The sequence below is a fragment of the Sphingobacterium sp. UBA7249 genome (assembly GCF_002472835.1).
Classification (GTDB): Bacteria; Bacteroidota; Bacteroidia; order Sphingobacteriales; family Sphingobacteriaceae; genus Sphingobacterium; species Sphingobacterium prati.
On record NZ_DKST01000001.1, the window covers coordinates 228822 to 245708 of the forward strand.

Annotated in this window: 8 protein-coding genes; all 8 read right to left on the reverse strand. The window is 42.0% G+C overall.

Annotated elements, in window-relative coordinates:
• Positions 1-9: 9 nt before the first annotated feature.
• The 8 genes from B4A24_RS00845 to B4A24_RS00880 all read right to left on the reverse strand — a co-directional run bounded on the left by B4A24_RS00845 (position 10) and on the right by B4A24_RS00880 (position 16799).
• The gene (locus B4A24_RS00845) at positions 10-1473 is read right to left on the reverse strand and encodes a fasciclin domain-containing protein (protein ID WP_293941405.1); all 1464 of its coding nucleotides are present in this window, start codon (positions 1471-1473) and stop codon (positions 10-12) included.
• A gap of 6 nt (positions 1474-1479) precedes the next feature.
• Positions 1480-3270, reverse strand: coding sequence for a fasciclin domain-containing protein (locus tag B4A24_RS00850; protein WP_293941408.1), 1791 nt, complete (start codon positions 3268-3270; stop codon positions 1480-1482).
• Positions 3271-3405: 135 nt separating this feature from the next.
• On the reverse strand, positions 3406-4863 hold the full coding sequence (locus B4A24_RS00855; RefSeq protein WP_293941411.1) for a RagB/SusD family nutrient uptake outer membrane protein: 1458 nt from the start codon (positions 4861-4863) through the stop codon (positions 3406-3408).
• Positions 4864-4873: 10 nt separating this feature from the next.
• A complete protein-coding gene (locus B4A24_RS00860; RefSeq protein WP_293941414.1) occupies positions 4874-8155 on the reverse strand; it encodes a SusC/RagA family TonB-linked outer membrane protein in 3282 nt (1093 codons plus the stop codon).
• 13 nt (positions 8156-8168) lie between these two features.
• Positions 8169-10382, reverse strand: coding sequence for a fasciclin domain-containing protein (locus B4A24_RS00865; RefSeq protein WP_293941417.1), 2214 nt, complete (start codon positions 10380-10382; stop codon positions 8169-8171).
• 355 nt (positions 10383-10737) lie between these two features.
• Entirely contained in the window at positions 10738-13479 is a 2742-nt protein-coding gene (locus B4A24_RS00870; RefSeq protein WP_293941420.1) for a glycosyl hydrolase, read from the reverse strand.
• A gap of 12 nt (positions 13480-13491) precedes the next feature.
• Positions 13492-13803 carry an L-rhamnose mutarotase gene (gene rhaM, locus B4A24_RS00875; protein ID WP_293941423.1) on the reverse strand — a complete coding sequence of 104 codons (312 nt, stop codon included), beginning with the start codon at positions 13801-13803 and terminating at the stop codon, positions 13492-13494.
• Positions 13804-13841: 38 nt separating this feature from the next.
• Positions 13842-16799, reverse strand: coding sequence for a sugar-binding domain-containing protein (locus B4A24_RS00880; RefSeq protein WP_293941425.1), 2958 nt, complete (start codon positions 16797-16799; stop codon positions 13842-13844).
• Positions 16800-16887 lie beyond the last annotated feature (88 nt).

The following is a 16887-nucleotide window of genomic DNA, read 5'->3' on the forward strand; positions in this document are numbered from 1 at the left end:
GTCATTTGGTTATTGGATAATAGGTACAAATCTGAGGTATTCCAAGATAATTGGCCCAGTACCATTGGACATGACCAATAGTTGCATATTGCCATATACATCTTGGGTTACTTCGCCTAAATAGACCTCATTGGGGTTTAAAGGTTGTACTTCAAAGACCATTCTTGTGTCTACATTGCCCGCACTGTTAAGCACTTGTCGCTTATACTGATCAGGCTCATTGATTGCGACGATACTGGGATCTAAAAAATGGATGTATTGCGTGAATGCAGCTGTCTGTGGATCCCCTGCCAATCCCATAATCGCACGACCATAGACTTTATATTTGCCCACATTCATGCTCAATGCGCGGTACTTGGCATAGAATGATGTTACACCATGATTGTAAATCTCAATATCTTGATATAACGCCCCATTCATGTCGCGTTTATCCCTAAAGAAAATATTACCTCGTTTATCATTCTGCTTGTAACCGCGGGGCTCAACACCTAAAACCTTGATTTCTTTGATTTGATCACTTAGTTTATACGTCAGGTGTTTGACACGATATACCGCTCCGTTACTGGTCTTCGTCCGCGAGATAATATCAGCTGGATTAAGTTGAAAGGCCGTTCCTGTAATGGAGACTACACCAGCCGCAAGAGCTTCAGCGCTCAGATCTCCCTCTACCATAAAATCTCGTAAAACGGCTTTCTTTGTAAAGAAAGTCGTTGTACTATCTGGCCGAGTCGTATTTCCTTCTTCATAAGCAGTCGTGTAATATGGCTTTAACTTGGCATACTCTACCTCATAGCTCTCGTCATCCACTACAAAATAAGTATACTTACGGTTTTCAGTGGTCATATTCCGTCGCACTTCACTGATCCAAACAGGACTCGTATGATACGTGATTGTCTCACCTTCACGATACACGGTATCAAAAGAAGCAATAGCTTCCACCTGTTTAGTGTCGGCAAACTTTGATAGCAATAAGTTAAAGATATTCTGTAGAGGTTTAAGCGGTTGGCCTACCACATGATAGATCCCATTACTGGCGATCACATTGCTCTTTGTCGGTACAACGCCATCAAATTCACCATGGGTAAACTCTACATATTTGTTGCGCATATTCAGGGCTTTTACGGTATCAACACCCGTATTCACATTGTAGATCGAATTGATGATATGATAGCCAACAAAACTTTTGACCACCGCTGTATCTGTAAAGTTATAGTCCGCCTTAACTGCTGCCATTGCCGCGTTAGTCGGAATAATCAATGTATAGTTTTTCGAGGCCTTCAATGATTCTGCATAGCCCGATTTATTCAACAATTCCGTAAAGGCCGAGAAATCCTGATTTTCGGAAATCAACTCATACAAGTTTTTTTGTGTACTGGTATTCCCAAAATGATCTTCCCATTTTTTTGTACAGGAGGCGAGTGACAGTAACAAGACCATCATCACCCCCATATATTTTAAGGTATCTTTCATCATAATCTGTTATTGTTGTGGTCTATAAAACAGTTCGCCTGTTAACTGGTGGAAACGTGGATAGTTTTGCTCCAGATCATCTGCTGGGATAAATTGGATCATATCCAGATAAACCGTATTGCTACCACATTTTTTATCCTTTACTGCTTCAAATCGAATAACATGACGGTCCGTGGTTTCCACGTTAATGATTCCAGCCAACCGACCTACATTCAACGAAGCCTCACTACCGGTCTTCGCCTTCAATCCACCGGTAACATTGTTTGCATTATAATCACCTACAGTGGCCATATAACGTTTGTAGCCTTGGGCCAACATGAGATTGTCTGCATTCGGATTGCCCAAATCACTGACGCCGGAAGCTGTCAAAGTTTGATTCAATACGATAATATTCGGCAAAATCTGCTCATCAGCTTTCCCTGGATTGAAAGTTGCCTGTATCTCAGGCGCGTCCCCATGTTGTGCATAGCAAATCCAGACTTTATAACGGCCTTTGACCAAATAAGGGGTTTTGAATTCGATCCATTTCGCACGATTGGCATTATTGAAACACAAGGATAAACTTAACAAATCACCATTTGCATACGGACGTTTAGATTCCAACGCTTTATAATACGTGTAGGCATTGGTTCCGATCGTTAATACAGTAAGATTATTAAAACCAATTGAATTTGCAATTGGCTGACCATTGGCAACCAAGGGCTTGGCTGTACTTTGATAGGCACTACCCAGCGAAGAGAGTAATTCAGGCGAGGTCGCTATATCAAAATAAACCGGTACTTGCGGCCGCACTTTTATCTTAACTTCCTGTTTGCTTTCGTGGATCACGCCATTGGAAGCCATAAGATCACTGTAGGTCCGGTTTAATTCCGCCCCTGGTTCGAAGATTCCGTTAAAAGTTCCTTCATTCAACAAAACACTCGTACTAAACAATTTGGTGGTAATAATTTCTTTTGGTGCCAAGGTATAGAGCGTTCCACCAGCCACGACATCCTCCAAAAACTTCGCATCATTAGTGATATGGTAAGCCATATATAACCATAAGCTGTCCTTTGGATTCTTGGGGTTACCTGTCTGGGAGTATTTCGCCTTTAAATCAGAAATATCGTGTATCCCTAAAGTATTCAAGGCTGAATCTGACTCGACAATTAGGGTTTGAAATCGCTTGTTAGCAGCTATTTCCATTCCACGCTTATAATACAATGTATCATAAAATCCAGTTTCTTTTAGTGCGGCAGAAAAAATACGATATCGTGGATTATTGGCAACCATCTCGGCAATACTCTGTACCGGTGGGGTCAATACTTTATCGATCGCATGGATAATACCATTACCACAAAAAATATTCGATTTGGTAACCATGGCAGATTTATTGATTCGATAATTTCCCCGAAGCACATCTGTGTACAGATACTCACCAAACAAGCTCGGTGTTTTAATCTTTCCATCCGAAAAACGGAGCGTACCTACCGTATCACGTACGACGTGGTATTTGATAAAGTCCAACAACTCAGCATCGGTAAAATCGGTTAATGCTGATTTGCCATTATCCTTCATCCAAGTTGTGATACTTGCATTATTTGGCGCAAAGAGCGTATAGGTACCGTAGGCTCCTAGATAGCCCGCTGTTTTCGAACGGTACATAATATCGGTCAATAGCGAATAATCATCCGCATGTTGTTCGAGATAACCGGTGATATTCACCTCATCAGTCGTGGTTGTGCGGTAATTTTCTTTCTGGCAGGCCTGAATCAGACCGATAATCAGCGCAAACAATGCACCAATTATCCAAAATGACATATTCAGTTGCTTTTTCATATGTAAATAATTATTTCATGAGCTCGCAAGCTCGGTTTGCTTTTTTAAGGCCATATGGAATATCCACATTATTTTCATTCGAGTTTATACTTTGCAATCGTGGATATTTCATCAGTCTTATTTTAGGTAAAATGGGTTTTGTTTTAGTGATTTATCCTTAAATAACTCGTTCTCCAAGATTGGAAGGTAGTGACTATTGATATCTCTAACCTTACTGATAGCCGATTGCTGTACATTGGAATCCGCAGTTTTCGTCACGAGGTCTACCAAAACATTTAAATTGGCATAATTATCCTTTTTTGCTAGACGCAAAAGGTCAAACCAGCGCTTACCCTCAAAAGTCAATTCACGGGCTCGTTCATCAAACACATAGAAAATGATACTCTCGGTATCATTTTCATCGACCAAAGCATCAGATGCAGCGATAGCCTTTCTTTTTGTCCGCAGCTCATTAATCAATTGCAATGCTTCTGACCCCCTGTTTAATTCAGCCAGCGCCTCTGCCCGCATTAGCATGACATCGGAAACCCGATAAATTTGAAAGTTAAAATAGTCCGGTGTTTCCAAGCCATACTTGACAATACTACCTGCAGGTAAATATAAACCTCCTTCACCACGTGAATCGGACAGATCTGCATCTACATCCGCATTTGCTGGAAAAATTTCAGAATTCAACAGGTCTACATTGGCCATAAAAGGTTTCTTGTCGGCCAAAACCAAGTCAAACATGGGATTTACCTGAGAACCCTTATGACTAATCTCAAAGATGGTCTCCGCTGTTCCGCCGTCAAAAATAGAAACCGTAGCTATCCCATTTAACCGATAGCGACCAGTATTTAATATTTTGGCCGTCTCTACTTCGACTTTGTCGTATTGTTCCAACCAAAGGTATACATCGGCCAGCATCGCAGTGACCGCCGATCTGGTCACCCTTCCTGTATTTGTTGCGTTATAATCTACAGACTCCACAAGATATTCCGGCACCATTCCCTGAGCTTTGATCAAATCCGCTACAATTTGCTTCAAAACCTCCTCTGCGGTGGATTGGGTAGTAGGGACAATGTCGGTATCTTTTGCAATACCTTTTAATTTTAGAGGTATATCACGAAAGGTACGTACCAAATAAAAATATAAGTAACTCCGAATAGCGAGTGCCTCGCCGACGGCATCATTGTATTCAGCATCAGTAAAAGTAGGATCAGATTCTTTTGCCTGTGGTGCCTTGTCGATCAAGAGATTACAATTATTGATTGCAGTATACACGGCGCTCCAATCAGAGATCGTATTGGTGCTCAGAATATTATAATTTTTGACAAAACGGTTATCATCACTCGCATAGCTGGTTAAACCCACCAAATCCGCCCGCAATTCCCCCCAAAGGAAAAGGCTTTTTTCTACCCCCCCTCCATTTAATGATGAATAAATTCCAATCAGACCTGCATGGACATCTTCCTTAGTTTTCCAAAACTCGACGTTGGTAATACCGTCTTGTGGCTGCAGATCAAGCCATTTATTACATGAATTGAGCGATACGCTAGATAGCGCAAGAAGGCTCATTATAATTATCTTTCTCATCATTTTTCAATTAAAAACGTGCAGTGATACCCAGTGTCACCGTCTTTAGCGGTGGCGTCATGGAATCGTCTTTCAATACCGTAAAGGCATCTTTTAATTTCACAGCCACATCAGGATCCTGTCCAGTGTACTTGGTAAAGGTCAAAAGATTTTCAACTGTTATATACGTACTCAATGCCCCGATCCGCAGACGGTTCAAGAATTCTTGTGCAAAGTCATATTTCAAGGTAACGGTACGTAAGCGTATGAAAGATGCATCTTCCACATAGCGACTGGATCCCAAGGAATTATAGCCTGTGCCATACAAGGCTCTCGGAATATCCGTTACATCGCCTTCTTTGCGCCAACGACGCAATACCGCAGTACTCTGGTTGTTGTAGCTTGTCATATCTGTCGTATTCATCTGTGTACCGTTGATCATATCAATACCTTGTCTATAGTTGAAGAAGGCACTTAATTTCAAGCGTTTGTTATACCCTACATTAAAACCAAAGCCACCCGTAAGTTTGGGGTTGCTGTTTCCGAGGTAAACAATATCCTTTTGATCGATCACGCCGTCATGGTTAATATCTTCATAGATGGCATCACCCGGTTGAAATACATAATCAACGGTTGGGTAGTTAAACCGCATATATACAACATCACCGTCTGGACTAACAATCTGGTTACCTTGTGCATCGGTCGCGATAGTTGATTCCTTGTCTTTATATACGCCCTGATAACGGAAACCATAGAAGGAACCAAAAGGATTGTCTTCTTGTAGGTAAGCGAAAAATGTTTTGTTTTTCAAGGATGACTTGGCATTTTCCCTTGGGTATAAAGGTGAAATCTCTCGGATCACGTTTTGGTTATGTGCAATATTGAAATTAAAACTGACGTCCCATTTCTTGTTGCGGACAGGTACTACGTTCAAGGATGCCTCCCATCCGTCGTTGTCCATGGTTCCCACATTCATACTGATTTCACTAAAACCATTGTAGGTCGGAATCTGGATCTTGTCCATCATCAGATCTGTGGTTCTCTTTTTATATACTTCGGCACCAAAAGTCAAACGGTAGTCAAACATATCCACGTCCAATCCCAAGTTTTGCTGGGTCACCGTTTCCCATTTCAGATCTGCGAGTTCAAGATTGCTCGAGTAGACCCCATTCTCGCCTAGGTAAGCATAGTCATAGGTTTTATATACATTGATGTAGCTATAATCTCTGCGTGGCGCATTACCGCTACGCCCCCAACTCGCCCGCAATTTAACATCCTTGATCTGACGGATATCTTTCAGAAAATTTTCCCGACCGATTTGCCAAGCCGCTGAAAAGGCCGGAAATATACCATAGCGATTGTCCGGACCAAATCTAGAGTTGCCATCTCCACGTACGCTAGCCGCGACCACATATTTTTCCAACAACATGTAGTTGGCCTGGATCAAGCCTCCGATGGATCTAGTTTGTGTCGTGATCGATTTGGCATCACCCGTCAATGTCCGAGAAGGTACCGTCGGATCCTGCAAATAAGAAGACGCCGTGTTTGTCGAACTCAACCCCTGAATGGTACTCCGATAATCAGAAGTCAGGAAAGACATATTCGCTGTAAACAAATGTTTTTTACCCAATTGTGGCGTATACAATAGGCTCGTCTTCGTGTTGAGTGAAAATTCGTCCAAATCCGAATCAGACGCTCTATTTACAGAATATTCAGTAAACGGCCTACCAGTAGCCAATTGAGGTAAGAAATTTTTCGATTTATTATTGCGGATATTGAGCGCAAGGTTACTCGAAAACCGCAGTACATTTGGTATCAATTTATAGTCGATATTAAATCGGGTATTCAAGATATCGCCCAGCTGCTTGTTGATGGCATTTTTGACCATCGACAGTGCGTTATAAGTACCGGAAGCGTTTTTGTCTGCCTCCGCAGGTCGGAAATATCCCTGGGCAGTCTGCGCCGGATTAAATAAGTTACCTGTCAGGCGCCCATACTCATCGTATTCCCAGATCGCTTGATTTGGCATTTTTTGATAGGCAACATCCCTTACATTTTTATAAAAGATATTATCGTTGGAGACATGGCTATAGGATACATCTGACTGAAAGCTGATCCTTTCGGAGACCAGATAATCGAGGTTGATTCGGGCAGATAAACGATCGAGACCGGTACCGATTGTAGTACCTTCTTGATTAAAATAACCGATTGAAGTCATGTAACGTGCTTTCTCACCGCCGCCGCGTACCTGAATATTGTGATCCTGAAAATAGCCTAATTGTGTAATCGCATCGATCCAATTGGAATTGTTACTGTAGTTATGGTAAATATAGGTGTCGTTTGGATCGTATTGAAACTGTTGCGCATTCTCTGTTGTCGAAAATACACGTCCCGCGTTGTAGAAAGACTCCTGAAGCATAGTCGTGTATTGATCGCCATTTAACAGCGGTATCGCCTGCGGTTGTTTTGAAAACGAGCCTTTAAACGTATACCCGAAGGAAGGTGCACTTACAGTACCCCGTTTGGTATTGATAACTAATACGCCATTGGCACCACGTGATCCCCATACCGCTGTCGCCGCTGCATCCTTCAATACCGAGATATCCTGAATATCTGAAGGAGCAATATTGAGCAACTGACCGTAAGAATTTTCGTCGGATGTCGCAAAATCAAAATCATCAGGGACTGTAATATCGTAGGGCATACCATCTACCACGATCAGTGGATCTGTTGCTCCGTTGAGGGAGGAAGTACCCCGAATTCGGATTTGCATCCCTGCTCCAGGATCGCCGGAGACGGTCGTAATATCCACCCCTGGCAAACGCCCCTGTAGGGCTTGATCAACGGATGCGGACTGCATTTCGGACATTTCCTCCATGCTAATTGTTGAGATCGCGGCCGTATTACGTGCTTTGGAAATCCCCATCCCCATTCCATCGTTTACGGGTCTACCGCGTGAGACAGTGACTTCTTCAATTGTATGCTGTGCTGACTCAACCTGTACATTGATCGCTTTACGCTCACCGACTAAGGTGGGTACGGACGATTTATATCCTGTGCTGCTCACCATTAATTTTAACCCCTTCATATTGGCACGGAGACTATAATTCCCTTCCACATCAGTTACCGTACCCACGATAGTCCGGTTCTCGTTATCCTTTAGCACGACTGTAGCGCCAACCACAGGTTGGTTGGTTTTCTTCTCCGTCACTTTTCCAATTAAAAGTGACGCATTTTGTGCATACGCACTATACTGAAATCCTGCAAAAAAGCCGATCAGCAGAACTAAAAGTTTAATTTGTTTTATCTTCATAGGAGGTCTAGGGTTATAAGCCGTGTTTAAGATAACTGCTGATGGAATGAATGACCACACGCTGTCCCAAAAGGTTACTTTGAGCTATATTTGCATCGACAACACGTCCAGCATTATCCATTACTTGAAGCTTATTCTTTTGATTGAGCACCACTTGTACCGACTGTGCATCGCCATCGATATTTTTACATAAGGTCTGAAAATAACCGGTCTTTTTGCCATCGATCGCAAAAGAATTGCGCGTAATGTGGTACTGGATAAACCGAGTTACCTTATCGATATCAACTTGCGAGGTAGGAGCATTTGCTGACGGCAGATCGCCTTCTGCGATTGCTGCGGCAATTGCCGCGTTGTTCGGAATCAGCATACTGTAGTTGAGTCCCAACTCAATTCCTTTGACTACACCATCGGTTGCAGAATACAGCGTACTTTTGATCAAATAATTGTAGAATGCATTGTATGGTGAACTGACTTGGTCTGCCCCCATTTTTTGCAAAAAGAAACCGATATTCGTATTTGACGAGGTCAACCCGCCATCCAGATAGACTGAAACGCCATTTAGTGGCCCTGACAAGTTCGTACCCGTGCTCGTTGAATCAATTTTCAGCGCTTGCTTGTTGGCAACACTGTCTAAGGTGCCGCTCGATGATAACATCATATGATCATATTTGATGTATTCTCCGGCGTAACTTTCCAGCACTCCAGTACCACTTAGATCTGGAATAGGATCGTTATTTAAAGGAATAATATGCGCATTTAAGACCTCACGCATCTCAGGTGTACCATTCCCACCCTTATAGCGAATTGGATCAGTCGTGTTGTATGCATCGTAATCAAACCCCATCTTGTATAAATTATCATCGGAGACCAAAACAAGCATGTAGCGTAAGGTGGGTATTTTAAGCGTCAGATTCATTCCCATACGTTCAATCGCACGTCGCATTAAACTGTACTTTGGGTTTAGCAGTACACTGCCATATACCGACTGAAATACATTAGCCTTTTGACAAACATCTACGCCATAGAATGTACCATTACTCAATAATTTGGTTTCTTTAATATTCGCTTTAGTTAGCTTGGTACTTTCACCAAGAAAGTTTTGTTGATTTGTAAACTGGGATGGCCATAATTGCGTATTATAGAGATGTGAATTAATAAATTCAACCAAGACACCGCTATTTGTTGCATACAAATCCTTGAGCGTAGACCCTTTCGGATAATATTGGAGCAACATACCCCTGACATATTTATCAACGGCTTCATTACTTGGGATAGTGACCGAAAAATTATTGATCTGTGCATCGTTAGCATCCTCCTTCGTGTAGTTCTCATTGTTAAGAGCCAGCCCCACCCCCGTATAACTTTTAACAAAAACAGAATCTTTGCTTCCTGTTAACACTTCATTTTTACGGGTCAGATCCGCGTTGTAGGTATAAGTTGCAAACAAATCCAAAATCGATTTAAAAGATGAATACTCATCACTTCTAGTCAAATATTGATCAATGCTTTTCTCCGGAAGTAATACTCGGTCGACAACATGGATATAACCATTTTCTGCTGCAATATTATTGCGTTTCGGATCAATATTTGCAGCACCGACATTCAGTCCGCTATAGGTAGAGTTGGGATAAAACACAGTATAATCTGACTTTCCTAAGCCCCGCTGTGCCATATAGGCATCAAAGAAATAGGTCAGGTGCTTATTATTGTTTTCTATCGGCACATATAACTTATCTGAACCACGATTGGTCGAGACAAATTTGCGAATTTTGCCATTTCCCAAATCTTCGCTCTCCACAAAATCATAATACACAGAACGACGTCTAAAAGCCAATCCTGGTTGCCACCCTTGTTTAGAAAAGAAATCGCTTAGTTTTTCGATACGCTCGCCATCATAGGTCATCGAAGAGCGGACGATCCTCTCCGCAAGCTCAGGACTAACCTTGGTCATATCTGCGATTCCCTGTTCATTCATAAATTGTTCAAAGGCTTTATCCGTCGGTGCAAATACCGTCCATGAACCCGCTGTCCCCAGTGTGTTCTGATAGCCTGACAACTGAATACAGTTAAGGAAATTTTTAAAATCGCCCATGGAATCCAATTGTTGGTAAATTGGGCTGGCCAACCAATCCGGTCTGCCATAATAAGCATCAAAGGCCTCTTTCCGACAGGAAACCGTGAGGGCCAGCAAGCTGATCCATAGTAATGTAAATCTGGATGATAACATAATTTAGATATATTGGTTCAATAAAAAATTGACTGGTAACTTTGTTAATAATTGGTAACGCTAAAAAATGATACGGCAATAAATACTTGTGATAGGTTATAGCTCTTTTATTTTCTGTAGCTCACAATTGGCACTTCGAAGATAAAACATATGGTTCTACTAACCATCCTGCCCCATCCTGAGCAGGAGCGGGAGGGAATTGACAACTAAAGTCACGCACTATATAATGAATATGGCGCTATTATTCCNNGGAATAATAGCGCCATATTCAATTGACAGATTTCTGGAAATAAAATGGAACAACGATTGCGTTTGCTTCTATTTGTTTAAGCAGTCTGAATGTCCCGGCCCGCAATTAATAACTCCACAAAGTCACAGGACCGATCAGACCACTTTCCATTGGTTTCCAATCGCTGGCATCAAAGTTTTTATAGTTGATATTGACAAAGTTTATTTCATGGTAATTACGCCAGGCAATTTTTTGCTGATCCAGCTGACGAATACGATTTGCCATTAGGTTAGCAACCTCGATACGGATTTTATTTTCTCCATTGACCAACCACTTGGTAATATCCTGTTGAAAGGGTATTGACCATAAAATACCTACATCCTGCCCGTTGATAAATACACGAGCGCTTTCAGCAACACGTCCAAGCTTCAACAGATAAGATTTCGATTGATCCTTCTCGATGGAAAACGTTTTCTCGTACGCCGCGGCACCCGAAAAATTGATCGCATCCTTATCGCCCCATTCCGTCCAGGATGACAGTCGACCGATTTTTCTAGCATGCGGTAAAACAGATCCTCCTGAAATAAAGCTAACTTTCCAATCATGATCCAATTGAGTCACTTGACTCAATTCATCTTGATAGCGGAATGGTTCCGCGGCTTGTTGCTCAGAAGCCAAAATGATCCAGGAATAACCCGAAGGAATCTGCACCCGTATTTTACCATCCGTTGATGGTAACTTAAATACTCTTCCCGTCTGCGGATCCAACAAAGAATAATATTTAGCCTGTGCATTTAGCGTCATACTACGATCCACGGTCCGTTCGCTGTGATTGACCAAATAATAATATGTATCCTTACCAGAGACTCTTCTCGAGAATTTCAGTCCTGCTTGGTTAATTCGTTCGGGTGCTATCTGTTCTGTTTCGAGGGCTGAATTGACATCCGTCGTCAGATAGATTTTACCTTTTCCAAAAGCCGTATACTGGTTCGCCTTATCTTTTTCAAAACCAAGCGATGTAATTAATTTATTGAATAGCGCAGTGCGTTCATCCAATTGATTATACCCAGGTACTTCCTGCGGTAATTGTTGGAAAATGACAGTTGCTCCTTGCTTCGCCATTTCTAAAATTTTCTGAAGCGTCACTTCCGAAAAATAATGACAGGCAGGGATATAAATCGCTCGATACGGGATCGCATCCTTCGAAGTTTGTAGTTTTCCGTCGTTTACAGTTGTTCCCGCCAGAATTTTATCTGTTGCAAAATCAAAGCTATACCCACGTTTCTGTAGTTGAACACTTTGTTTATAAAATTGCGTTGGGTGCAACCACTCGTCAACATCATGAACCTTCAACGCTTTATCCATCCCCTTGGCATTGTTCCAAATATCGTAAATGGGCCAATACACCAACAATTCATTGTCGGCACGACTGGACTGTAGAATGGATTGGACACGTGTAATATATTGATTCAAACCGGATAGGTGATCCCAGAATGAATTTTGGGGAACAAAGTTAACAGACGCATAGAATAACCAACCCGGAAAGGGAACATTTTTAGGCGAATAGGTTGTCCCATGGTAGAACACATGATTCACCCCCGCCAGGAATAATTGTTCAACTTCGGGTTTCGTTTGTGACAAGGAGGTTTTAAAATGTTCCGTCAACCAAGTGAACGTCTCCGAAGAAGTATATTTCTTCCCATACACATTTGCTGCTGAGGTTGCAAACTTAGCCATTATTGGATCCGGGTCTACATTACGAATATCGGCAGTGTCACGTCTTAATCCGGGAATAGCAAAACTACTGGATCCAAAGGTTTCACACTCGGGAATATCTGTATCGGCATATAAATCAATCAGGTTTCCTGGAGATCCATGCGCTTGATTTTTTGAAATCGCTTGATAGCGATGGGCAAAATCTGTAAATGGGATCAAAAAGTTGTTGGCCAGTAACGCATTTACAACTTCACGATAATCAGATTTTAGACGTGCTGTTTTATTTTCATTTCCTCCCTTTCCTGCAAAATCCAAAAGATTATCCTGCAGTTTATATCCCTTTATTCGTTCGAACGATTGTAAAAATTCATCTGTCCAGTTCGCCCCATATACCTCGTAACTATCGTTAAAAAAGGCGCGGACATTCAATTGTTTATCCTTAAATACTTCGGCAAATCTATTGAAATAAGATGCGACAGAATGCTGTCCGAGGTGATCCAAAGTATACCCCTCTCCACCCGGTGCAGCACGTTTCACTTTTTGCCCCGTTCTTCCTGAGAATACAGCCAATAAACGTACGTCGGTCGGTGCTTCCCAAGTTCCATCGCTATGTGAACTGTAATCATCCAGGTTAATTTCGCTATTATCGGATTTAAATGCGCGTAAAGCTTGCAGGAAAAAATAACGCTGTTTGGGGTCTTTTGGTTTCAAAGGGAAAGTAATTTTTTCACCTTTTTTCAATTCAAATTCATCCAGGATCAATTTCGTGGCGGCATCTTTCTCCTTGATTTGAGGTCCACCAAAAGGCCAACCTGTTCCCAAATTAATATCCACCCCCATCCCCAAGGTTTTTGCCTTATCCGTTGTTACACCCAGCATATTCATCCATTGGGGAGAAAGGAAGGTCAAATAGTTGGATTCAAAACCTTTAGCACCATAAATAGGCGTTATCTCAACACCGCCAAACCCACTTTTGTCAAATAAGGTTAGTTCCCGTTCGAGGTTAGGTCTGTCCACTGCTGAACCGAGCCACCACCAACGCGTCCAGGGTTTCATTTCTTTGGTAACTGCTGGCCATAAATCCTGTGCCATCGTTCGACCGAAAGCCAACAGATTACAGGCAAGCATTAACGATATATAGATTTTCTTCATGTTAAAATTGGCCTAATCCATGTGAAATACTTTTTTCAAATTTATCGAAACTGGGGAATGATCCGGATTTACTTCCATGATATCATGCATATAATCCCACCACTTCTGAACAATAGCTTCTTTGCCCAATTCTTGCGAGGAATGCCCTGCAAGGTACTGAACAGCAAATAAGGTATCCGTCTCTTCATCCAAAAAAATGCTATAATCAGACACGCCATTTTCGCGCAATAAGGTTGTTAATTCCGGCCAGATCGCATCATGTCTCCGCTGATACTCCGCAGACATGCCTGGTTTTAATTTCATCTTAAATGCTATTTTCTCCATTTCGAGTTATTAAACTATTTTAGTGTTACTGTATAATCCTAATTAACCAACACCTGATGTATATCGGCTTCGATAATACTCAAGGTCCCTTTGGCATTGGCATCATTACGTGCCACGCCATCATCAAGCTTTTTACCGCCCATTTCTACCTGATTGTTTTCCTTTGCAGTAAAAGGCGCATTTTTAAGTTTTATGGTTACCTTTTCGCCCCTAGTACGCGGAAACGAAAGTGTACAGTAGCCTAAAGTAATATCCGTATTTCCATCAAAAACAAGTTTGTCGTCTACGAAAATCTGTAGCGGGTAGGATCTTGATCTAAAATTATTTAATTTCAGATCGATCTCATCAATGTCGGACTTTTCCTGTAAAATGTATGTTATCCATGCTGTGCCCAACTGTCCATCATTGACCCAATCCGACAGTTCATTGTCGTCGTAGGATTGTGCTGCCTTCTCTGAATTGGCACCAGCGGTAGCCGCACGGATTTTAAGGCTTTTTTTCAGCTGTACCAGAGTAGGTTTTTCTGGACTTGGCCCCCGCTCTAAAAAGGAAGGTAAATTTTCAGCAGATTCTTTTACAAAATAATTCTCCGTCTTTTTGATAGGTTGCACCGTCCAGGCGACTGAATCTGATAAAAGACCATTAGCTGTCGCCTTCAACAGCACTCGACCCGATTTATCGTACTGTGTACGAAGTAATACACGATTTATACCTGCCTCCACCGGAAGTGATTTGGCCAAAATATAATTATCGGGTCCCTGTGCGATACCACCGCGCCAATCCATCGGTCCATCTAAGTTGAAATCAACCCTGTTTGATGCTAATGGGCAACGTACGCCATTCTTGTCAAGCACTTCAACTTCCGCCAGTACCATATCGTTACCATCAGCAAATAAACCATTTTTACCATGTTGCACTGTCAAACGGATTTTATAAGGTTCGCCTGCTGTCCTTAGTTCTTTTTTGTTCAACAACTTTCCGTCTTTCGTAAATGATTTCGCAGTCAATACACCGGCCTCAAAGTCAACTGCAGGAAAACGGTATAGGAAATTATAGCGTTTTTCTGCTTCACCTTGGATCTTGCCATTTACGGATAATTCAACACGATCAGCAGCGGAGACGACTAATACATCCTTTTTCGTTCCGGGAGCATAGTTCCAGTGGCCAACAAGATGTAATCCCTTTGGATCTGGATCAATCCAACCATCCCACATGACCTGATGGGCGAAGTAAGCATCTTTGGGAATACGCATGGCATCTACCTCGCCACTGCGTCTATAGTTTTCTTTTCCTCGAAAATGAGTATTGGAATCCGAGAAAATAATATTGACGCCACCTGAATTTACGCGATCACCAGTACCGGGACGCATTTTCCAATACTCCCACCAACGATGGACCGTCTCCACGACATAACTATCTTGGTTTCTATTATAGTCACTGGCGTCAACACCCTTGTAAAGCGGACCTTCACCATCCTTGTGAAACGGATAGCTCAATTCGTCCCAATATTTACGTAAGGCTTCATCGCGCATGTATTCCGTTGCAATCATCGGGTGACGGACACTTTTATTAATGTATAGCATTTCACCACCATATTCAGCTAGCTTACTGTCTAACATTTCACGCGAACCAATTGCCCGTCCGCCAGCTGGATCGTATTGATCCCGGATAGCTTTCATCTCTGCCATATGCTCCTCAGAAATAGACTCGTTTCCACATTCATAAAACAGAACACTGGGACTGTTTCGATAATAGATAATTGCATCACGCATCAGTTCTGTCCGCTGTTCCCAGCGTCTGCCTTGGGTATCTTTTTCGGCATCTCCGGCAGGTAGCATTTGCATTAGTCCCACGCGATCACAGGATTCAACATCCTGTTTCCAAGGGGTTACGTGCATCCATCGAACCAGATTCGCATTGCTTTTGACCATCAGCCCATTGCTAAAATCACTTAACCAAGGTGCTACAGACAAGCCGACAGCAGGCCATTCATTACTTGTACGCTGTGCATAGCCCTTCATCATCAAAACTTGATCATTCAGATACACCATTCCATTCTTAAAAGCTGTTTTTCGAAACCCTGTTTTCGTTTGCACAGCATCGATGATTTTATTATCCCGCAAGATTTTTGTCGTAACTGTATAGAGATAGCCGTACCCCCAGCTCCAAAAATTAACCTGATTCAAGGCTGAATTCATGGTCAATTGTTGTGTTTGATTGGCTGGGAGATTGAATTTTTTTGAAAAAGTTTTCACCAACTTCCCATCGGCATTACGTACTTCGGCAACAAAGTTGACTAAACTCGATTTATCGGTTTCATTTTTCACCTCCGAAGAAACAAAAAGATCCAATGTCTTTTTAGGGATGTTCATATTCTTCGCATAGACATAAACACCCGTAGTTTTTAAATTGGAATACAAGGGTAGCGTCTGATAGATCTTGGAAGCAAAGTGGATCCATACATTTTTTGGAATGCCACCATAATTTGCGTTAAAGTTTTTATCGTTCCATTGATAAGTACTGTTTGTCGCCTTTTCCCGATAGCTCCAGCTATTGTCAATGCGTATCGCCAAGATATTTTCGCGATCACGATCAATCAGATCTGATAGATCAAATCCGGCGGCCATGACACCATTTTCATGCCGTCCAATAAATTTCCCGTTAAGGTAAAACTCTCCCCCAAAGCGAATTCCTTCAAATTCTAAAAATACCTTATCAGAAGTAATGCCCTTAGGAATACGAAATTTCTTCCGATACCAAACAATATTTGCAGAAAGGTCATGTATCGCTTTTGCAAAAGCTTCATCTTCATTCCAAGCTTGAGGCAAGACAACTTGTTTCCATTCCCGGTCATCGAATCCAGCAGTAGCAGCATCGCTGACATCGCCAATGTGGTAACGCCAATCCGCATTAAAACTTAAAGTTTTCCGACCTGCTTGAGCATAGGTACCAAATGAAAGCAGAAGGCAACAAAAAATAAATAATACTCTTTTCATTTTATATTTTTTTATGGCTAATGTGAGATCGAGTAATTTCTTTTATCTATAGCATAACTGTGTACCATTTCCATGATGGGCGCTGATT